Below are 22,107 nucleotides of genomic sequence, written 5' to 3' on the forward strand. Positions count from 1 at the left end.
ATGACCAAAAACAATGAGGGTAATTCCCTAAAAAGACTGGCCGAACACGGCCAGTCACCATGGTTCGATTTCATCCGTCGTGATTTTACAGCCAATGGTTCGCTGAAAAAAATGGTAGAAGAAGATGGGTTAATGGGGGTCACGTCTAACCCCGCCATTTTCGAAAAAGCTATTGGTCATGGCGCAGAATATGAGTCAGAAGTTCGTAGTCTTCTGGCAAAACATAATCTTTCAGCTGGTGAGCTATATGAGCATATCGCCATTGAAGATATTCGTGATGCCTGTGCTGTTTTAAAGCCAGTATTTGACAAAACAAAAAAGCGCGATGGTTATGTTAGCCTAGAAGTTTCGCCTTATATTGCCTATGACCAGGCAGCAACAATTGCTGATGCCCGTCGGCTCTGGAAAGAAGTTAATCGTGAAAACCTCATGATTAAAATTCCAGCCACAGCAGAAGGCACACGCGCTGTTAAAGATGCTATTGCCGATGGCATCAATGTTAACGTTACGCTTTTATTTTCGCTCAATGCTTATAAGGCTGTTCTAGAATCTTATATTCAGGGCCTGGAAGCGCGCGTTCAAAAAGGCCAGAGCATTGATCATCTGGCAAGTGTGGCGTCTTTCTTTGTGAGCCGTATCGATTCAAAAATTGATGCTGAGATTGATCGCCGCATTGCTGAAAATGCTCCAGAAGCGGCAGAGCTGAAAAAACTGCGTGGTAAAGTTGCTATTGCAAACGCCAAATTAGCTTACCAACATTATTTGGAAGTAAGCAAAAGCGCACGTTGGAAAGCACTTGAAGCAAAAGGCGCACAGCCTCAACGTCTGCTCTGGGCCAGCACGGGAACAAAAGATAAAGCCTATAGCGATGTTCTTTATGTTGAAGAGCTTATTGGGGCAGATACAGTCAACACAATCCCACCCGCAACCTTCGATGCTTTTCGTGATCACGGAAAACTTAGAGGAAGCTTGCTTGAGGATATTGAAGGTGCCCGTAAGGTCCTGGCTGAAGCTGAGCGTCTGAATCTTAACCTTCAAAAAGTGACTGAAACACTCGTTATTGAAGGTTGTGCTTCTTTCTGTGTTGCCTTTGATGCTCTTTTAGGGGCTGTGGAGGCACGTCGTGAGGCTGTTCTTTCTGATCGTCTTGCTGAACTGAGCCTATCTTTACCCGATGAATTATCACCAGCTGTTGTTGCTGCTGAGAAAAAATGGTCAGAAGGTGGTGGGGTCCGTCGTATTTGGGCACATGATGCATCTGTCTGGACAAATGGCCCTGAAAGCAAATGGCTCGGCTGGCTTAATGCACCACAAGATGGTCTTGCTCAATGCGACGCTTATGAGAAATTTGCCAAAGAAGTTAAGTCACGCGGTTATAGCGACATCCTTCTTTTAGGAATGGGTGGCTCCAGCCTTGGCCCAGAAGTGCTTGAAAAAACTTTTGGTCGTGTAAGCGGGGCTGCTCAGCTTCATGTACTTGACAGTACAGACCCACAGCAAATTGCGCATTTTGCCAAACAGGTTGACCTTAAAAAGACTCTTTTTATTGTCTCCAGTAAGTCAGGTAGCACTTTAGAGCCGAATATTTTATTCGCTTATTTCTGGGAACAGGCAAAAGCAGCACTAGGACAGGATCCTGGTGAACATTTTGTTGCTGTGACTGACCCTGGTTCAGCTTTTGAGAAAAAAGCAAAAGACCATAAATTTGGTCATATTTTCCATGGTAATCCCGAAATTGGTGGACGTTACTCAGTTCTTTCAGCTTTTGGATTAGTGCCCGCTGCTGCGGCTGGATATGATGTGCGCGCTTTCTTGGAAAGTGTCATGCTCATGGTCAGTTCATGTGATGGCAGTGTTCCACCAGCCATGAATCCTGGAGCCCGCCTAGGACTTGCCTTAGGTGTTGCTGCAAAAACTTTCGGACGTGACAAAGTTACTCTTTGCGCCTCGGAAGGGGTCAAAGCTCTGGGTGCATGGGCTGAACAGCTTATTGCAGAGAGTACCGGCAAAATAGGTACGGGCCTTATCCCCATTGATGGCGAAACACTTGGTGAGCCTTCCGTATATGGCAATGACCGTGTGTTTGTGGAAGTTCGTCTTGGTAATGAACCATCAAATAGCCGCTTAAAAGCCCTACGTGATGCCGGACATCCGGTTCTTTCTTTACAGCTTCATACAAAAGAGCAAATTGGTCAGGCATTCTTTGTGCTTGAATTTGCGATTGCTGTAGCAGGCTCAGTTTTGGGTATTGATCCTTTTGATCAACCTGATGTTGAGTTCAGTAAAGTAGAAACACGTAAACTGACAGAAGCTTACGAAAAAACAGGACATCTTCCTCAAGAGGCTCCTTTTGCAACTGACGGCACTTTAGAATTCTATGCAGATGATAAAAATGCCCAGGCCCTCGGAAAAGGTGATGCTGTTTCAATCCTGAAAGCGCATTTCGGAAGAGTTAAAAAAAGCGACTATATCGGGCTTCTGGCCTATATTGAGCAAAATGCATCTCACATTGGTTGGGAGCAAGATCTTCGTCTAGCCCTCAGAGATGCATTGCATGTAGCCACTGCTGCACAGTTTGGACCTCGCTTCCTCCATTCAACTGGACAAGCCTATAAGGGTGGTCCAGATAGTGGTGTGTTCTTGCAAATTACTGCCGATGACGCAGCAGACCTTAAGGTCCCTGGCGCTAGCTATTCATTTGGTGTGGTAAAAGCAGCTCAGGCACGTGGAGATTTCGATGTTCTCGCCTCTCGTGGACGTCGTGCTTTGCGTGTTCATGTAAAAGGATCGTTGGAAGACGGATTGAAGCGTTTAACCGCTGCTGTAAAAGATGCTCTTAAAGGAATAAAATAATGTATATCGGAATTATTGGTTTAGGCCGCATGGGCGGCAATATTGCAGCAAGACTAACACGTCATGGGCATGATGTCGTTCTTCTCGATCGTACGCCTGAAACCTTTAACAGAACTGTTGAAAAATGCGTTGATGGCAAGGCTCACGGCGTTGAGACACTTGAAGAAATGGTTAAGGCCCTTTCTGCCGAAAAACGTCGTGTTATCTGGATTATGCTTCCTGCTGGCGATGTCACAGAAGGTATGGTTAAAAAGGTAGCAGCCCTTTTGGGTGAAGGTGATATCATCATTGATGGTGGTAACACTTATTATAAAGATGATATCAGACGCTCTCAGGAATTAGCTAAAAAAGGCATTTCCTATATAGATGTTGGTACTTCAGGTGGCGTTTGGGGATTAGAACGCGGCTATTGCCTCATGTATGGTGGTGAGAAATCAGCTGCTGACTTTATCGATCCTTTCCTTGAGGCTCTTGCTCCTGGTGTTGGTGATGTTGTTCCTTCACCAAACCGTCAGGAAGGCAAGCATAACCCACGTGCAGAAAAAGGTTATCTCTATTGCGGACCTGCGGGTTCAGGCCACTTTGTGAAAATGGTTCATAATGGCATTGAATACGGCATGATGCAGGCTTTTGCAGAAGGGTTTGATGTTCTAAAATCAAAGAACTCTCCGCTGGTAGCTGAAGATCAACGCTTTGATCTCAATGTGGCTGATATTGCTGAGTTATGGCGCCGCGGTAGTGTTGTTTCTTCATGGCTGCTTGATCTAACAGCACAGGCCTTAGCAAATTCTGGTGATCTTTCCGAATTCTCGGGTCAGGTCCAGGATTCAGGTGAAGGCCGCTGGACAATTGAAGCTGCTATTGAGGAAGATGTTCCTGCACCTGTGATGACGGCTGCGCTCTTCACACGTTTCCGGTCACGCACGGGCAATAACTTTGCTGAGAAAGTTCTTTCAGCAATGCGCTTTGGCTTTGGTGGTCACGTCGAGCCTAAAAAGTAAGCTTAAAATAGAGGTGAGGTCGGGTTCAACCCCGACCTTATTTCTATAAAGAGGGGTCAAAATGCGCGATAAAGATTTGCCGTTTAAAATTATTATGTCCGATATGGACGGAACGCTTTTGCCACCTGATAAAATAATTACTCCCAAATCACTAGAAATGATTGAGCGGCTTCAGGCTGCTGACATAAAATTATGCCTAGCAAGTGCACGCCCCCCTAAGGGCATGATGCGCTATATTAAACAATTAGATTTAAACAATATTTGTGCCGGTTTTAACGGCAGTGTTATTTTCGGCCCTCACGGCCATTTATATCGTGATATCACTCTTCCTTTGCCCTTAGTCCAGGAACTGATAAGCGCTCTTCTGCCACATCCTATTGAAATTTGGCTTCAGGATTATGAGACATGGCTTGTTGAAGATGCTAGCACTGAGCTCGTCATCTATGAGCAGGGTGTGACAGATGTTGCCCCTCGCGAAGTTGATAATTTGCTGGAACATGCCATGCCTGTTAGTCGGATTGTGGCTACAGGGCCTGATATCAATCTTATTGCCAGTTTAGAGCACAGTTTTAACAATAGTTATAAAGATCAAGCAGCAATTACGAGATCTAGCCCCTATATGCTTGATATTACGGCTCCGGTTGCGACAAAAGGTGCAGCGCTGCGCGCTATTGCTGAGCTTTATAAAATTCAACCACAGCAAATTATTGCCATTGGTGATGCTGAAAATGATATCTCTTTGTTAGAGGAGTCGGGATTGGGCATTGCTATGGGACATGCACCTCAGGCGCTCAAAAATGTGGCGTCTTTTGTTACAGATGATAACGAAAATGAGGGCTGGGCTAATGCTGTTGAAAAAATCATTTTACCCCGGCTCTAATTGGTCTTAGGTTAAGTCATTATTATTAAGGAACGTAATTATGACCACTGATATGAAAAAAGCGTCATCAGAGGTTTTAGCAAATGCCGACGCCGTCGCTATGCGTATGGCCGAATTGCTTATTGATGCTATCGAGACCTGTCCGGAACAAAAAGCCCGCATTGCTCTTTCAGGAGGGTCGACCCCCAAGCGCCTTTTTGAGATTTTAGCTCAGCCCGATATGGCTAAAAAAATTGATTGGTCCCGCGTAGAAATTTTTTATGGCGATGAGCGTCATGTGCCTGTGACACATGATGATAGTAACCATAAAATGGCACAAAGCTTACTTCTTTCCAAAGTGTCTCTTCCGGCATCCCAAATTCACCCTATGCCGACTTCGAGCAGTGCGAAAGAAGATGCTGCGACTTATCAGTCTATTTTACAAAAATCATATGGTAGCGATACATTAGAGCCAGGTCGGCCTTTATTTGACGTTGTTATGCTTGGTCTCGGGACAGATGGCCACACAGCGTCACTCTTTCCAGGTGAAGAGGTGCTTGATAATGATCGTGATTGGGTTTCGATTTCAGCGCCTAAAACGGCACCTCATGATCGTCTGACTTTGACCTACAAGGCTATCCAGTCTAGCCGACTGGTTGTTTTCCTTATTACCGGGGAAAATAAAGTACCGATGCTTAAAAGATTAAAACAAGCAGATGACACGATCCCATCGGGTCGTATTAAATCTGACGGAAAAATACTCATTTTATCTGATCGTGCTGCTGCCGGAGAAGGCTAAATGACTGTTGCTGAATGCAAAGCAGCAGCGGGAAAAAGAGCTGCCTCCTTTGTTGAATCAGGCATGATCGTAGGACTCGGAACAGGGAGCACAGCTGCTTACTTTGTTCAGAGCCTTGGTGAACGCGTTGCTCAGGGCTTGAAGATTATAGGTGTGCCTACGTCAGAGGCAACGCGAGCATTAGCTTCATCATTATCTATTCCCTTAGGGAGTTTAGATGATTATCCCCAACTAGATATTGTAATTGATGGGGCAGATGAAGTTGAACGCGGAACACTAAATCTAATAAAAGGACTTGGTGGCGCTTTACTGCGTGAGAAGTTAGTTGCACAGGCGGCAAAGCGTTTTGTTGTAATTGTAGATGCGACAAAGCCAGTTGAATGTCTGGGCGAGCGTGTTCCGGTTCCGGTAGAAGTTGTGCCTTTTGGCAGTAAAAGTACAGTATTGCGTTTAAGAGACGCAGGGGCTTTTGATATTACGCCGCGTCTCACATCAAGTGGTGACCATTTTATTACAGATAATGGTAACTTTATATTTGATTGTAATTTTGGGCTTATTAGAGATGTAAAAACATTATCTTCATGCTTGGATGCTATTGTTGGTGTCGTTGAACATGGAATATTTGCCCACATGACAAGTGATGTTATCATCGCTACAGAAAAGGAAATTGTGCAATGGTCGGAATGACAAACACAATGCAAAAAGAAAATGTTTCTTATTCCCAAGAGGTGGAAATTGCTCCACATTATCTTGTCGTCATGGGCGTTTCTGGAACAGGTAAAACGACTTTAGCAAAAGGCTTAGCTGAAAGACTAAACTGGCCATTTCAGGAAGGGGATGCACTTCATCCTTTGGCCAATGTTGAAAAGATGAAAGCCGGTCAGCCTTTAAATGATGAAGACCGTGCTCCCTGGCTAAAATTATGTCATGACTGGTTAGCGAAAGAAGTTACATTAGGTCGTGGGGCTGTTCTAACCTGTTCTGCTCTTAAAAGAAAATATCGTGATGTACTGGCTCAGGGCCTGCCTGTGCAGTTTCTTTATTTGAGTCCAGAACCTGAAATTGTAAAAGATCGTTTAGTAAACCGGGTGGGGCATTATATGCCACCTTCATTATTACCAAGCCAATATGCCACTTTGGAAGAACCAACAGATGATGAGCCAGTAATCAAAGTTACGAGCTTACTTGGTCCGGCGGAACTTCTGGACAATGTGGTGGGGCTTTTAAAAACTGTTCCAGCCCCTGAAGAGTCTTAATATCGAAAATTTTGATAGTTTTTAAAATAATGGCTCCTTTTTAAAGGGGCCTTTATTTTAACTGAGTAAAGTTTGCCATGCCGGTCCTACAATCGCTACAGCTCTTTTAGATCCTTCTTCTCGCAAAATAATCATTTCGCGTTCTTCTAAATAATGAAGCTGCCGTCTTGCTCTGCTGAGCGAGTGTGTGCCGTAGAAACGGGCAAGAATTTCATCATCTGGGCATGGCTTGTTTATACGGGCTGTATTAGCTAGCAAAAGATAAAGTCCTTGAAGATCTTCAGGTAGTTGATTGGCACGTTGTAAAATATCGTGCCACTCTTCCAATTCAGCATCTTCCTGACTTATGCCAGACCGTATTGTGCCTAAAAGGCGCCTAAATTCATCAATATCGATAACTGAGCGTGGTAGCCCTTTTAAACGAGCCCTCATCTGGAAGTCTTGGTACAAAGTGGCAAGAGAATGGTAGTAACTTTTTTCCGACTCTGTTGTTTCGCTGATGAGCTGCCAAATAAGAGCGGGATCGCTTTCTTGGAGCTGAGGTCTATTGGCTGCGTTTTTCTCTTCATCATCAGCGCGTTTTTCTGCATAAGCATCAAGCTGGGCTAATAAATCAGGGGCAGGAGGGGCAGCTTCTTTTCTTTGTCGAGGAGGGAGGTCGGGCTCAGCTTGCAAAATCAGCTCTCGCAAAGCTTCAGCTGGCACAGAGGGTTGCTCAAGCGGCATAAGGAATGGGCCAGAAGCACGGCTGGACGTCTCAACCGGACCAATCGTAATATGTTTTGGTCTTCGGGATAAAGCTGGTCCCAAAGCCATAAACTGCCCCGATTTAAATCACGAAAAGATTCAGCACTGCGCCTTTCCATGCCCAATAAATCGGCAGCTCTTGTCATATCAATATCTAAAAAGGTACGCCCCATTAGGAAATTAGAGGCTTCTGCTGCAACATTCTTGGCCAGTTTAGCCAAACGCTGTGTCGCAATAATTCCGGCCAAACCTCTTTTGCGGCCTCTGCACATTAAATTTGTCATGGCCCCAAGAGATAGTCGTCTTGCCTCATCAGAGGTATCTCCTCCGGCGGAGGGAGCAAAAAGTTGGGCTTCATCCACAACAACCAAAACGGGGTACCAATAAGCACGGGGTGCTTCAAAAAGCCCGGATAAGAAAGAGCCTACAGCTCTTAATTGTCCTTCTGTCTCCAAATTTTCCAGGTTAAGTATGACAGAGGCTCTGTGAATCCGTACTTTCTCGCCCGCTGCCTGTAATGCATTTTCACTTTGTGTATCAACATCAATGATGAGATGTCCGTATTTATCTGCAAGGGTAACAAAATCACCTTCAGGATCAATTATAACCTGCTGTACAAGGCGGGCTGTCTGTTCTAAAAGGCGCCTTAACAGGTGAGACTTCCCAGAACCAGAATTGCCCTGCACCAAAAGGCGCGTAGCCAAAAGTTCAGGCAAATCTAATGTCGCGTCAGAACCAGTGCGATCAGTTCCCAGACTAATTGGAGAGGGTTTAGAAGACGTCATGACTCTAATTTAGGGCCTTATTATTGTGAAAGCGACGATTATAAAAACAATTATATAGGTTGAAGATTGTAAAACTGGTTATTGTGAAAGCCAGCGATCCAGATGGTGGCTACAGGCAAAAGCCGTAGAAAAACAGGCTTGTAATAAATAGCCGCCTGTAGGAGCCTCCCAATCTAGCATCTCTCCACAGACAAAAATACCAGCTTGAGATTTCAGCATAAAATGCTCATCAAAAGCCTCAGATTTAATGCCACCAGCTGTGGAAATGGCACGATCTAATGCAGCCGGTGCAACAAGCTTGAGCGGAAAGCTGGTGATCATGGAAGCAAGACTTTCATTGTCCTGGGTTTTATCACCATAATGATTGATAAGGGCTGTAGAAAAGCGATCAAATTTTAACGATTTTCGAAGGCGATTGGCACGGCTTTCACGTGGCCTCTGCTGGGAAAGGCGCTGCACAATCACTTCATGCGATAATAATGGCCTAAAATTAAGCTTAACAATAACTTCACCATTTTGCTTAATAGCGTCTCTTAGGTGAGGGGAGAGCGTATAGAGAGGTCCGCCTTCTAGTCCTCTACGGGTTAATGTGAGGTCGCCTCTAATCTGGTGTTTATCATAAGTAAGGGTAATGGCTTTAAGAATAGCACCTTCATGTGTCTGACAAAATTCTTCAGACCAATCAGGATAAAAACCACAATTAGAAGGCTCCAGAGGGGCGCAGTTATGGGGAAACATTTGGACCCATTGACCATCACTTCCCAGCCGAGACCAGCTAGCGCCTCCCAAGGCTAAAACACAGCCATCAAATTTATAATTAACTAACCCGGTAGCGGTCTGAAACTGTGCTTTTTGTGTTTCCAGAGAGACCAGCTTATGGCGGGCATGAAATGTCACCCCTAAATCCCGCAGCCTTTCTAGCCACGCGCGTAACAAGGGGGAGGCTTTAAATGATTTTAGAAAAACGCGGCCAGAACTTCCTGTAAAGCATGGCTGGTCAAGTCCCTCAGCCCATTCTATGAGCTGAGTGGGCGTAAAAGCACGCAAAGCAGGTTCGAGCCATGACTGTGCTTTTCCATAGCGGGAGAGCAATATTTCAAAAGGTTCACTGTGAGTGAGGTTAAGCCCCGTCCGTCCAGCAAGAAGGAATTTAAGGCCAGCGCGCTTCATATGGTCAAAAAGATGGACAGAATAACCTTTTCGCGCCAAACATTCAGCGGCAAATAAACCAGCTGGTCCGGCGCCAATAATGGCAATTACTTTTTTTTCAGATAATGAGGTAGCAGAATCAGGAGAGTGTTGGTTAATCATGAAGGTTCATTGCCATTTGTGGAAGAGTTTGTCAGGGGGGCTAGTTTATTTTTATTAAAGGCGGCCCGTAAGAAATTTTATAGGGAAAGAAAGAGATAAAATGGAACAATGCATAACTATAGAGTCTCTACGTCATGCACGTAACACGTTAGGGAATGTTGGTTTTGTACCTACTATGGGTTTTTTGCATGAAGGTCATCTTTCTCTCGTGCGCCGGGCAAAAGCTGAAAATGACGCCGTTATTGTTAGTATTTTTGTTAATCCAGCCCAGTTTGGACCAGGTGAAGATTTTGAAACATATCCCCGCTCTTTAGAGCAGGATATGGCGCTTTTAGCTAAAGAAGGTGTTGATATCGTTTTCACCCCCAAAGCTGGCGATATTTACCCTCAGAATTACGTTACTGAAGTCAGTGTAAAAGGTGTTGCTACTCAACTAGAAGGTGCATCTCGTCCGGGGCACTTTACAGGTGTGGCAACTATAGTAACAAAACTCTTTAATATAGTTCAGCCGCAAAAGGCATATTTTGGGCAAAAAGATGCCCAGCAATGTGCTGTAATCAAGCGTTTTGTGGCTGACTTAAATATTCCGGTTACAATCATTACAGTGCCTACCTGGCGTGAAAAAGATGGATTAGCATCTTCAAGTCGGAATGTGCGTTTAAATCCAGAAGAACGTGAGAAAGCACCTGCGCTTTATAAAGCATTGCAAAGGGCACAATCTTTATTTCAAAAAGGAGAGCGTGATCGTAATGTTTTGGAAAAAGCTATAAGAGACACGTTAAAACAAAATAATATTGAAAAAATTGATTACGCTAAAATCGTTGATCCGCTTACATTTCAGGAGGTTAACCCGGTAAGTGAAAGCGGCATTGCTCTGCTTGCTGTGCCCTTTAGTCAGGCAAGACTTATTGACAATTTGCCCCTAGCGTTAGAGTAAGGAAAATCTTCGAAAGACGGAGTGGATTCGTCTTTTCAATCTTCCTCTACAAGAAATAGGCGCGTAAGAGACCATGAGGCTCAGTCAAGCAACTATTGGTCTGCTTTTGGCATTGGCAGGCTTTGCAGCTTTAGCCATTAGCGATATGTTTTCCAAATTGCTCGCAGGACAAATAAACCCCTTTGAGGTGGCATTTTCTGGCGGTGCATTTGGGCTTTTGCTGCTTCCTCTCGTAAAGAAAAAACATGAGAGCTATGCAGATACGATTCCTTATAAAAAGGAAATACCCCTCTGGCTTTTGAGAGCTGTGGCGGTTTTCACAGCAACAGCTGTGAGCGTAGAAGCCTTTATGCTGCTTTCAATGCCAGAAGCATTGTCGCTTATGTTTTTAATGCCCTTTATGGCCAATATTTTATCTGCTGTTTTCTTGAAAGAGCGTATTTCTCTGGCATCCTGGCTATCGGTTTTTGTTGGGTTTATTGGTGTTCTGATTGTATTGCGGCCAGGCGTAAAGCCTTTTAATCTGGGTTATGTTTGTGCGCTTATTTCTGCCTTGGCTAATGCTATTAGTGTAATTGCTTATAAAGTTGCAGCTGGTAAAACAAATAAGTTAGAGCTTCTAAGCTCAAGCCTTTGTGGACCTTTGATAGGCAATGGCCTTTTAATGATGGGGCATTTTACGTGGCCGCGTGATATTACAGCATGGATTAATCTTTTTGGTTACGGCTTTTTGGCTGCTTTAGGGCAGCTTCTTTTAATGCTCGCAGCACAAAAAACACCTGCAAGCCGCGTATCACTCTCTCAATATAGTCAAATGATCTGGGCTGTCTTATTTAGTCAGATTATCTTTCATGATCATTTAGACCGTTGGACTGTTCTTGGTGTTCTTATCGTGACATTTTCTGGCACAATCAACTGGATATGTCGCTATATGTTGCTGATCTGGACAGGAAAGCTAGAGATTACTGAAGAGGATGAAAAGCGTAACCGCTTAGCCTCTCATTCTTCTTAGCGTAGTGTATTAAAGTACATAAACGCAGTTTAACGCCGTTATTGTCTCACAAAGTGCCTGATCTGGAATAGTTGAGAGAATTCGTTGAGCCTGGTTTAAAATTATTTTCACAATCTTAGCTTTCTCCCTGATTTCACTAGAATGAAGGGGGAAAGAGGTATAGGCTGAAAGGTGTATATAATAAACATAAATTTAAGGTAATCGAATATGACTCATAAAGTACCCCGTACAGTAACATCACCAAAAAAATTCATTATTGGCTCAGGTTTACTTGCGCAATTGCCTGATTTTGTTAAAGATTTTGGTGATAATGCTCTTATTATCAGTGATGTCTTTATTGTAGATCGTGTTAAAAAAGAAAGTATTGCGGCCTTAGAAAAAGCAAATCTTAAGGGGTATGCTGAACAATTTGCCTTTGAATGTACAGATAAAGAAATTAAACGCCTGGGTGAGTTAGCCAAAACTCAGGGTTCAAATGTTATTGTTGGTGTTGGCGGCGGTAAAACGCTCGATACAGCTAAGGCAGTAGCTTATTATTACAAGCTTCCTGTCATTTTATACCCTACTATTGCCTCTACTGATGCACCTTGCACAGCATTAGCCGTGGTCTATAAAGAAGATCATTCTTTTGACCGCTACCTCTATCTTCCCCAAAATCCTGATGCCGTTGTTGCTGATACAAGCATCTTGGCTGCGGCCCCCGCACGGTTTTTTGCTGCCGGTATTGGTGATGCGCTTGCAACATATTTTGAAGCACGTGCCTGCTACCACTCAGACGGACTCAATCTTGTTTTAAAAAGGCCATCTCATACGGGGCTCGGCTTGGCAGAAATGTGCTATGACTTCTTATGTGAGAATGTCGAACAAGCTATGTTTGCCGTGCATAATAAAATCTCTACACCTGCTTTAGAGCAAGTGATTGAAGCTACAATATATTTGAGCGGTGTTGGTGCTGAATCTGGGGGCCTTGCAGCAGCACATGCTGTTAATAACGGCATGAGCGTAGTGCCTGATTTGCATCAGGCGCAGCATGGTGAGAAAGTTGTATTCGGGCTCTTAACACAATTAGTGCTTGAAAATGCTCCTAAAGAAGAAATTGAAGACGTTATTGATGTGATCAAAGCTGCTGGTCTACCAATGACGCTTGCGGAATTGGGCCTGAAAAGCTTTAAAGAAGAAGAATGGCGCAAAGTAGCTCAGCTTGCTTGTGATAAAGGTGATACAATGGGCAATATGCCTTTTGAGGTCACTGAAAATGAAGTTTACGATGCTATGATTGCTGCTAATGCTATGGCTGAATATTACCGTAAACAATAGATTATAATGATAAAGCCCCTCTTTATTATGAGAGGGGCTTTTGACGTGCGTTATATATATATGTTTTAAAAAGACAGCCTGACGAAATTACCGGCTAAGTCAAGTCTGGGTGGCAAGGTCTGGTTATAATAATAGACAGCCTATATAAATTTTTTAACGGCTAGAGCAGAAATTAAGTAACGATATTATCTATGAATAAAGGTCTAATTGGTGATTAAGGCGATTGATGTAACATCCTATAAATTTTCAGCAATCATATTTGATTGTGATAATACTTTAGCCAAGACAGCACCTGTTCACTATATCGCTTTCAGTACGGCCGTAAAAAATTGCGGTTATAGCATGGAAGAGGCATGGTATTATGAGCGTGTAGGAATCTCTGGTATTGATTTATTAAAAGATTTCCAAAAAACTTATAACGCTGCATTTGATATTGATAAAGCCTCACTTGAAAGTGGCATCCTGTTTAAGAAAAATATTAAATTGGTTCGTGCCGTTGAACCAGTTGCACAGGTAGCACATGATTATTATAAAAAACTTCCTATGGCTGTGGCCTCTGGTGGAAATCGTCCCACTGTTGAGGCTACTTTAGAAGCTATAAATATTGCGCCACTTTTTAAAACGGTGGTGACTGTTGAGGATGTAACAAAGGGCAAGCCTGCTCCTGATTTATTTTTATTAGCTGCGCAAAAGCTTTCTATAGCACCGCAAGACTGCCTCGTTTTTGAAGATAGTGATGAGGGGATTGAGGCGGCTCAAGCAGCTTCTATGCAGGTTATAGATGTCCGCAAAGTTCTTGGCCCTGACTATTTAAAATAAAGTCTATTTTTAGCCACCTATAGTTTTATATAGAGAGTATCAGTGAATATAGCATCAATTAGGCGCTTTTTTAAGCAACCTGCTGGAGGGGCTATTATCCTTCTAGTAGCGTCCATATTAGGCTTTTGGGCGGCTAATTCTTCTTTATCGGGGGCGTATTTTAGTCTTATTGAGGCAAAAATACCTCTTCCAGGCTTAAGCGCAAACTTAACTTTTGAAGAATTTGTGGCCACAGGACCAATGGCGCTGTTTTTTTTGATAATAATGATTGATATTAAAAAAGAACTGGTCTCTGGTCATCTTTCTTCTATCAAAAGCGCAGCTCTCCCTTTGATTTCGGCTTTGGGCGGTATGATTGTGCCGGCTTTAATCTATATCTTAATGACATTAACTCACCCCGATGTTTTTCGGGGATGGGCTGTGCCAATTGCGACTGATGCTGCTTTTACTTTGCCTATTATTTTGGCTTTAAGCCATTATGTTTCTGATGGCGCGCGTGTTTGGCTTGTTGCATTGGCGATTTTTGATGATGTACTAGGGATTGTCGTTATCGCACTTTTTTACGGTTCAGCCTTTAATTATATTGCCCTTCTGGCGGCTCTTATAATCACTCTGGGCCTTGTGGTACTTAATAGAGTTTATATTCAGTCTTTATGGGCCTATGGGATTGGGGGCTGTTTGTTATGGGTGGCGCTGTTGGTGTCTGGCGTGCATCCGACAATCGCAGGGGTGATTACGGGGCTAAGCCTGCCAAGCTATAGCAAATTAGGTGAAATCGCTCCGTTACAAAAAGCAGAAGAAGTTTTTTATCCCTGGGTAAATTGGTTGATTCTGCCCGTTTTTGGTTTTGTAAGTGTGGGCGTTTCACTCTCAAATATGACTACTGAGATGATTTTTGCGCCTGTTACATTGGGCATAATGCTTGGTTTGCTCGTGGGCAAACCCATTGGGGTATTTGGCGCAACTTATTTAGCGCAAAAACTCAAAATAGCATCGCTACCTTATAATACTTCGTGGGAAATGATTTTTGGTCTCTCCATATTATGCGGCATAGGCTTTACAATTAGTCTCTTTATAACGGGCTTAGCCTTTTTTAATACGCCTTATCTTATTCAAGCAAAATTAGGCATTTTTGTTGGCTCAATTCTTGCAGCGCTTATTGGGTGGGCGTGGCTAAGATTTTACTGCTCACCAATTATGCAGCTTCATAAATATAAGCATTAATTATGCTCTAAGAGCTGTTAGGTGAGCGAGAAAAAACTGAGCCTACGATCTGCAAAAAATTGTAGCAAAGTTACAAATTATTCGTTCTCCGCGTCAGGGTGGAGGAGAGGGTGAAATATATATATCTGTTAGTTACGTGATTGGCATATTGATACTGTTTTTAAGTGTGTTCACGTTATTATTTAGAGTAGGAAATTGTTATCATAGTTCTCTGTATTTAAATTTACTAAAAATATACAAAAATAATGAAACTATAGGCCATAAAGCCTATATATAATGATCGCATTAAATCAAAAAAGTTCCTGCATATAAAACATGTTTATCGGGTTCTAAGCTCTAAAAAACATTGCGTTACTTTGCAGCAAAATATGTAGGCGCTTATATTTCTGCTCTAAAATATAATATCTTGAAATATGGTCACTTACAGCTAATTCTCATGCACTAAAAGACTGTTAAATTGCCACCCAAAAGCGCTACCAACATAAAAAGTCATTAATACTGCTTTTAGGACTAAAGCCTAATGTAGAGAGCTTTATCTCTTTTCACTATGGCTTTACCCATAAAAGTGATAGTTCTTTTACACTAAGTTACGTCAAAAGTAATATTTAATATAGAGTTGCATAATAATATATTATAATAATATTTAATTAAAAATCTAATATTTTTTAAATTACTTTAAATTTGTAAAAAATTATTACTCTATAAATAAACTAATACATTATAACGTTAATTATAACAAAGCCTTATGTAATTTAATGAAAAGTTTTTTATAAAATAATAGTACTTATATTGTTTTTTTAATTCTAGCTAAATTATTACAAAATAAGGTAATATAACTAAAAGCTATCTAATCAATTTCTCGATTTTGTAAATTAATAAATGTGATGAAAAACTCGCGATTAGTATAGCATTGTTATAAATTGAAACATGTTTTTCATGATCTGAAATCTATTAACTCTTTAAAAGGCTTTGTCATAAAAAAAAACTTTTACTGTGTGTAAGAAGAAATTCGAAGCTTTTTAGAAAAAAGAAAGCAGGTGTTTTTCTGGGCTATGAACAGTAGAAACCATTTTTTACCGTTTAATAGCACTTAATTATAGGTTTATAATTACCGTAAAATGCTCATAATATATGTGTCAAAAGTAATTATGTAACTTATAGTTGAATGTTGTTTTGGCTTAATTTTAATATATGTTGTAAAGTATCTTATTAATCAAATTAAGAAAAAACCTTAAAGTAAGTTTGATATGATTATTTTATTCTTTCTAAGTAGTGTAAATTTCTGTGTTTTTCTTTAATTATGAAAATATATAATTATATATTGTATAAATTTATTTATGTGCTATAAATATCTTATCTTATCTTATCTTATCTTATCTTATCTTATCTTATCTTATCTTATCTTATCTTATCGCAGGAATTTTATTCTTTGTGTTTGTTGAGTTTAAGCTTTTTATTTCATGTAAAAATTTATATAGGTTACCAGATCCCAAAAGATGTCGTTTTATTAATCACTTTGGGAAATGTTAAAAATGTCTGATTTTATAAATCTTTAAGTATATTTCAATATTATCAGTTGTTGTAAAAAATATTTACTTATAAACATATTTAATTTATATTAATACTATAAATTATTTGAGATCTCTAAAAAATAACTTTAATGCTGGCATATTATGAAGGATAATATTAATAAATTTGTAATTCCAAAGCTAATTGTCAAAAACTTTTCTAAAAGTTGTTACTATTATTTTTTGGTACTAATAGTCTCAAAGGGTGTGGAGATATAGATATTTTTATTTCTTTTGCCGAAAAAACATCACCATCAATTTGCATAAAAATATTATCAGATGCGGGAACGATAATTTCTTTGGCTGTTATGATTTCTAGGTGGTCTGTATTTTTTTTGCAAAATAATAGCTTTAAAAAAGCTAAGCCAAATTTGTAAAAATTATTACAACGAAAAAGTATAGCGTCACAATTTTTACTGCTTTGTTTACTTGCTGCCGTTATTTGAAAATTACCGCCATAAAAGCAGCCTTTAGATATTATCGCTGCGTTAATTTTGTAGCTGTGACCATCTATAAAAATACTAAATTCAGGAAATTTATAGCGCAATATCATCAAAAATGTTGACAGAACATAAGCGGCTCTACCAAAAATTTTTTTTATTTTAGTGGAAACATTATGTACAACCCAACCATCGGGACCCATGCCGAGCATTTGGATAAAAATTGTTTTTGATTGATCAGAACTTACAATAGCGGGCCATATTTCCTTTTGGCAATAATGAGAAATCATAATAGCGTTTCTGCGGTCATTAAAGTCTATATTCAGCTCGCGGGCGAATACGTTAGCTGAGCCAATAGGAAACAGAGCCAAAGGGATCGTCTGGCCTAGTAAAATTTGAGCAATTTCGGAAATTGTACCATCACCACCACCTATAATAATGAGATCAAGTTGAGTCCCAGAGTTGATATAATTTTGTGCGAGCTGAGCACCATGTCCCTTAAAATGCGTTGGCTCAACAAAAACATGCCAATTTAATTGCTGCAAATAATGCACAAATTTGTGGAGCCGTCTTTTAGAATAATGGCCTGCAATAGGATTAACGATTAATAATGCATATCTAGTAAGCATAAATCAGGCCTTATTCGAAACTCTGTTTTAAGGTCAAGTTCAATGTAAAAAGATAATTAGACAAAGGAATTAGCCAGGAAAATTAGGTGTTATATGCGTACAGAATATCATAAAAATTATGATACCGTAATAAATAATTAAATTATTTTAAAAGATTTTACGTCTGAGTGAAGGGCTTTATAGTGGACCAAAACCAAATTTTATATTTTGTAGTCGTAATGTATTATTAATTTTTTTAACTCTAAGATTAGATAATTCTAGTATAAAATAAATTGACTTTTTTCTTTCCCCTTTTTTTAAAAAGCTGATTTTGGTTATTTTATCGTCGTACTTACCCTTAGCTGGTTAAATAAATATGCCGGCACATTAAGCTGTATCTGATTGATGTAGGTTATCAGTAACTGCGGTTATTGTGGCGCTGCAAGGTAGTTTTGCTCCAAAAATTAAGAAGCTTAAAGAGTTTTTTTAGAGCGATATTTGCGTAGAATTCAACTTTACTTTTGCCGCTACATAAAAGAAATTGGGCAAAATGCTGTTATCTTTATTAAATAAGCTCGGTTTACCTAATTAATATTAAAATTGTTTTTGGCAAGTATGAGAATTTGTCTAAAATATTTTAATTATTAGTCTAAGCTGGCTGTCATATAAGCTAAGGCTCTTTATTAAGTGAGTAAATAAATAATGTCATTAGGTCTTTAGATATAAAAATCTTTGCAATAAAAATATTCATCACATTGCCGAGTTTTTTGAGATGATAGCGCAGATTTGAGCTATTTTCATTATAAATTAATCTGAAAGAGTCATGCTCTCTTAGAGTGTCTTTATACTCAAAAGACCATCTTTACCCCAGCTAATCGAATGCGCAGTGCTAAGGGTTATTCATAATTTTAGACATAAAATCCTAGCCATAGTCGCATGATTAAGGAGAGACGTTTATGGCACGCAAATCAGAAACTGATGCACAGAAAAAGACTTCCTCTTTGACAGGCCAGAATAAAAAAGACCGCCCTTCTGTAGGACGGCGCACGGTCCTCTCTAGCGCTGTAGCATTGGGGTCTTTGTCTGTTATTCCATCTGCTCATGCAGCTGAAGGGGCTTCTTCTACAATGGGAGCGGGAATGCAAAGCCAGGCTGACCCAGTTGGGCATTATCCTAAACCCCCATTTCCAAAACAGCCTCAGCAATGGCCAGGTTTACAAAGCAAAATGGATCCACGTCCTGATTGTGGAGAAACCAGTTATAAGGGCTCAGGACGCCTAGCTGGTCGCAAGGCACTTATTACAGGTGGTGATTCTGGTATAGGAAGAGCTGTCGCGATTGCCTATGCGCGTGAAGGTGCTGATGTTGCGATTAGCTATCTTCCTCAAGAGGAAAGTGATGCACGCGAAGTCATTGAGCTGATTCAGAAAGAAGGGCGCAAGGCTGTGGCTCTTCCAGGAGATTTGCGCAAAGAGGAAGTGTGTCAAAATGTTGTTAAAACTGCTGTAGAAAAATTGGGTGGGCTTGATATTCTCGTCAATAATGCAGGCCGGCAGCAATATTGCGAAGATATTTTGGAGCTGACAACCGAGGCGTTTGACTGGACGCTTAAAACAAATATTTATGCGTTATTTTGGCTGGTAAAAGCTGCTGTACCACATTTGCCCAAAGGAAGCGCAATTATCAATACAACCTCAAGTAATGCATATTCTCCAAGCCCTATTTTGGTCGATTATTCTCTGACCAAGGCCGCGATTGCTAATATGACTCATACTCTCGGCCAGCAGCTCCTCAAAAGAGGAATACGCGTCAATGCCGTGGCGCCTGGTCCTTTCTGGAGTGCTTTGCAGGTCTGTGGAGGTCAGCCACAATCAGCAGTCGAGAAATTTGGCTCAGAAACAGCCTATCAACGCCCTGGTCAGCCCGTAGAAATTGCCCCTGTTTATGTCACGCTCGCTTCTCATGAGAGTAGTTATGTAACAGCACAAGTGTGGGGTATTACCGGTGGCAATGGTATGCCAGGGTAGATGACCTAAAAATAAGGACAGATTAGCTGAGCGTTTGAGTCATGTAATGGGCGATCATTGTGTCTAAATGGGCGCCCCCGCCATTTTTGAAAATGGTAATATCATCATGACTCGAACGTCCAGCCCTGCCTTTAACCAGATCATAAAGGTCTCCCAAAATTGAGCTCTCTGTAATAATGCCTGAGCGTAAAGGTTCTATGAGTTCACCAATATGATGTATGGTCGTGTCACGGGAATCGACAAATAAGCGTCCTATACTTATCAAGTCATCATCTGCCTCTCTCATATCAGCCTTATAAGCACCAATAAGATCGATATGGGTGCCGGGTTTTATCCAGGCCCCACAAATAATGGGCTCTCGTGCCATGGTCACGGTAGAAATTATGTCAGCCTGGGCGCAAGACTGAGCCAGATCAGGCACAGCTTTGACCGAAGGGCGTAGATCATGGAGAGACTGAGCAAGTTTTTCTGCCTGTTCGGGACGACGGCTCCATATCATAATATTTTTTAGCGAGGGGAAGAGAGCACTGTAAGCATGTGCTATGCTTTGAGCCATATTACCAGCCCCCACAATTAATAATGTGTGGCTATTTTCACGGGCCAAAAAGCTTGCTCCGCAAACTGAATCGGCTGCAGTTTTAATGTCCGTTACCAAACGGCTTTCTAAAATAGCCCGGAGTGACCCTGTTTCATGGTCAAAAAAGAACATACCGCCTTGTACTGTTGGTAAATGACGATGCCTGTTTTCATCCATTACCGTAACGGCTTTAACACCATATCCCAGGCCCTTAATAAAAGCTGCACGATTAAGTAGGGTCGCTTTATCAGGTCCTAAAAATAAATCACCTATTTCAGCTTTTGGATAATGATGTCCTTCTTTGAGAGCATTTACAGCTTCATTCCAATTAAGATGGGGAATAAAATCGTTATAGTTGATTATGCGCATGATAAGGCCTGCTATTGCTGGTTTTAGGTAATATTATAAAATAATGTCTGAAATAGTCTGAAAGTATGTCTAGCCTGATATAATTTTATTTAGTGTTCTCATGCATGTTACTTTTTTTTTAAAAATATAACATAGCGTAATGTGTCTGGCGTATTTTATGCAAGCCTGCAAAATAATGAAGATTAAAAGAGGCACGGAAAGTTAAATATATCGTATTTTTTGGGATGAAAGCGTTTTTGTAATTATAGCAATAGATAAATGCCAGCTTCTGAAATTAAGTCGTAGCAAACCATTACTAAGCTCAAAAAAACCGCCTTAAGGTGGTTTTTCTTTGAAGCCCGTGGAAGGGAAAGATTATTAGAGTGCCTTTAGGGCAAAATATGCTACGTGGGCTTGAAAGCCTTTATCTCCAAAGAGTGTCAGTTCTACTTTATAGGTATCTTCTGAGATGGTAAGCGGTACCCGTATTAAACCATCTGCGCTGACAATATCTTGAGTCACGACACATTCACCAAGAATTTTATTGCCTGAATCTGCTTTGATCTTAAAAATTCCACTATGCTTGATATGCGCTTTGGTGACGTTATGTTTCCAAATTAAAATTTTAGACCACTTTGTGGGAGGAAAAGGCAAAAACTCGATCACGGCCTCATATTTCCCCGGGCTGAGACGAATATAAGGTCCCCAAATAATATCACCTCCCTCATCACAAGAGATTAAAAAGTGACCATCTTTCCGGTTAACTTGAGTAGAATGGCTTTGCATGGCAGGGTTATAAGCATCTAAACGCCGCACGTGAGGATTTCGGGTGGCAAGATATTGGGCATTCCGTGAGAAGTTGACACTTTCGTTGCTTGTAGATGAAGGAAGGGTGTCAAAAACATTTTCCCAACCAGCATTTTCACCGTGCCAATCGTCAGCATCATCAAGGACGTAAATGTAACAGCAATCCAGCCCGCTAATAACATTGCGCCGATTGGTAACAAATATGAGAACATTCTCACCAGTCGGAAAGGCACGGTTTATCGCCTTACAAGTATCTTCGACGTTTTGTTTAGTAAATCTCCATATAATTCGGCCTTCCGTGTACCTTTTCCACAACATGACGTCTATATCTGCATTGCCAAAAATAAAATATCTTTTGGGGATAGTGGCAAGATTTTTCATCTTCTTAAGAAGATAGTTATATTTTTCTTGTACATTTATGAGTCTTTGCTCATCTGTACGAATAATCCCTGTTTCTCTAATCTCATTGAAGGGTTCGTGGTGTACAAACCATGAGCCAGTAGGGGCAAGATAAGGGCATTTTGAATAATGATCTTCAATTTTAATATCTTCTACAAGGATTTCTTGGTTTTGCCTGACATATTTGTCGAAAATAATGGGTAAACCCCAAGGTTCTTGGTAGATAAACTTAAAAAATGAAGATTCTGATTTAAAATTTGTATTTAGCTTTTTTCCAAAAATAGTTGCCGCGTTTTCTATTTGTCTGCCCTGCATGCAAGATGTGCCCGTGGGGATAATAGCTGTTTTTCTAGAAATAAGCATAGTGACTCCATATATTATAATAATTAGATAAATAATAATTTTTAGAATAG

Annotated in this window: 16 protein-coding genes and 1 pseudogene; 12 read left to right on the forward strand and 5 right to left on the reverse strand. The window is 40.9% G+C overall.

Annotated elements, in window-relative coordinates; genetic code table 11:
* The 6 genes from GT348_RS02285 to GT348_RS02310 all read left to right on the forward strand — a co-directional run bounded on the left by GT348_RS02285 (position 1) and on the right by GT348_RS02310 (position 6,768).
* Positions 1 to 2,853: a bifunctional transaldolase/phosoglucose isomerase gene (locus tag GT348_RS02285; protein ID WP_160618336.1), complete on the forward strand. Its 2,853-nt coding sequence runs from the start codon at positions 1 to 3 to the stop codon at positions 2,851 to 2,853.
* Entirely contained in the window at positions 2,853 to 3,854 is a 1,002-nt protein-coding gene (gnd, locus tag GT348_RS02290; RefSeq protein ID WP_160618337.1) for a phosphogluconate dehydrogenase (NAD(+)-dependent, decarboxylating), read from the forward strand. The genes GT348_RS02285 and gnd overlap by 1 nt, the downstream gene beginning before the upstream one ends.
* Before the next feature lie 61 nt (positions 3,855 to 3,915).
* The gene (locus GT348_RS02295) at positions 3,916 to 4,734 is read left to right on the forward strand and encodes a Cof-type HAD-IIB family hydrolase (RefSeq protein ID WP_160618338.1); all 819 of its coding nucleotides are present in this window, start codon (positions 3,916 to 3,918) and stop codon (positions 4,732 to 4,734) included.
* Positions 4,735 to 4,774: 40 nt separating this feature from the next.
* Positions 4,775 to 5,512 (forward strand): 6-phosphogluconolactonase, encoded by a 738-nt coding sequence (gene pgl / locus GT348_RS02300; protein ID WP_160618339.1) that lies wholly within the window; start codon positions 4,775 to 4,777, stop codon positions 5,510 to 5,512.
* Positions 5,513 to 6,199 carry a ribose-5-phosphate isomerase RpiA gene (gene rpiA / locus GT348_RS02305; RefSeq protein ID WP_160618340.1) on the forward strand — a complete coding sequence of 229 codons (687 nt, stop codon included), beginning with the start codon at positions 5,513 to 5,515 and terminating at the stop codon, positions 6,197 to 6,199.
* Positions 6,187 to 6,768 carry a gluconokinase gene (locus GT348_RS02310; protein WP_408865151.1) on the forward strand — a complete coding sequence of 194 codons (582 nt, stop codon included), beginning with the start codon at positions 6,187 to 6,189 and terminating at the stop codon, positions 6,766 to 6,768. The genes rpiA and GT348_RS02310 overlap by 13 nt, the downstream gene beginning before the upstream one ends.
* Before the next feature lie 57 nt (positions 6,769 to 6,825).
* Here GT348_RS02310 and GT348_RS02315 read toward each other — a convergent pair.
* Positions 6,826 to 8,300 (reverse strand): annotated as a pseudogene (locus GT348_RS02315) (helicase HerA domain-containing protein).
* A gap of 78 nt (positions 8,301 to 8,378) precedes the next feature.
* Positions 8,379 to 9,611 (reverse strand): TIGR03862 family flavoprotein, encoded by a 1,233-nt coding sequence (locus tag GT348_RS02320; protein WP_160618341.1) that lies wholly within the window; start codon positions 9,609 to 9,611, stop codon positions 8,379 to 8,381.
* A 100-nt stretch (positions 9,612 to 9,711) separates the two neighbouring features.
* Here GT348_RS02320 and panC point away from each other — a divergent pair, with 100 nt between their 5' ends.
* The 5 genes from panC (at position 9,712) to nhaA (ending at position 14,920) form a co-directional block, all read left to right on the forward strand.
* Entirely contained in the window at positions 9,712 to 10,548 is an 837-nt protein-coding gene (panC, locus tag GT348_RS02325; RefSeq protein WP_160618342.1) for a pantoate--beta-alanine ligase, read from the forward strand.
* A 73-nt stretch (positions 10,549 to 10,621) separates the two neighbouring features.
* Entirely contained in the window at positions 10,622 to 11,560 is a 939-nt protein-coding gene (locus GT348_RS02330) for a DMT family transporter (protein WP_160618343.1), read from the forward strand.
* A 207-nt stretch (positions 11,561 to 11,767) separates the two neighbouring features.
* Positions 11,768 to 12,877 carry a glycerol dehydrogenase gene (locus GT348_RS02335; RefSeq protein WP_160618344.1) on the forward strand — a complete coding sequence of 370 codons (1,110 nt, stop codon included), beginning with the start codon at positions 11,768 to 11,770 and terminating at the stop codon, positions 12,875 to 12,877.
* Positions 12,878 to 13,087: 210 nt separating this feature from the next.
* Positions 13,088 to 13,696 (forward strand): HAD family hydrolase, encoded by a 609-nt coding sequence (locus GT348_RS02340; RefSeq protein WP_160618345.1) that lies wholly within the window; start codon positions 13,088 to 13,090, stop codon positions 13,694 to 13,696.
* Between the two features lie 42 nt (positions 13,697 to 13,738).
* Positions 13,739 to 14,920, forward strand: a complete 1,182-nt coding sequence (nhaA, locus tag GT348_RS02345; RefSeq protein WP_201740058.1) for a Na+/H+ antiporter NhaA — start codon at positions 13,739 to 13,741, stop codon at positions 14,918 to 14,920.
* Between the two features lie 1,728 nt (positions 14,921 to 16,648).
* Here the strand turns inward: nhaA and GT348_RS02350 are convergent.
* Positions 16,649 to 17,557 carry a diacylglycerol/lipid kinase family protein gene (locus GT348_RS02350; RefSeq protein WP_160618346.1) on the reverse strand — a complete coding sequence of 303 codons (909 nt, stop codon included), beginning with the start codon at positions 17,555 to 17,557 and terminating at the stop codon, positions 16,649 to 16,651.
* Between the two features lie 1,106 nt (positions 17,558 to 18,663).
* Between GT348_RS02350 and GT348_RS02355 the strand changes: the two genes are divergently transcribed.
* Complete coding sequence (locus tag GT348_RS02355) at positions 18,664 to 19,563, forward strand: SDR family oxidoreductase (protein ID WP_305764644.1); 900 nt, start codon at positions 18,664 to 18,666, stop codon at positions 19,561 to 19,563.
* Positions 19,564 to 19,585: 22 nt separating this feature from the next.
* Here the strand turns inward: GT348_RS02355 and GT348_RS02360 are convergent, their stop codons facing one another.
* Together GT348_RS02360 and GT348_RS02365 are read right to left on the reverse strand one after the other, a co-directional pair.
* The gene (locus tag GT348_RS02360) at positions 19,586 to 20,509 is read right to left on the reverse strand and encodes an ornithine cyclodeaminase family protein (protein WP_160618348.1); all 924 of its coding nucleotides are present in this window, start codon (positions 20,507 to 20,509) and stop codon (positions 19,586 to 19,588) included.
* 357 nt (positions 20,510 to 20,866) lie between these two features.
* The gene (locus GT348_RS02365) at positions 20,867 to 22,057 is read right to left on the reverse strand and encodes a hypothetical protein (RefSeq protein WP_160618349.1); all 1,191 of its coding nucleotides are present in this window, start codon (positions 22,055 to 22,057) and stop codon (positions 20,867 to 20,869) included.
* Positions 22,058 to 22,107 lie beyond the last annotated feature (50 nt).

The organism is Aristophania vespae, from assembly GCF_009906835.1.
Lineage (GTDB): Bacteria > Pseudomonadota > Alphaproteobacteria > Acetobacterales > Acetobacteraceae > Aristophania > Aristophania vespae.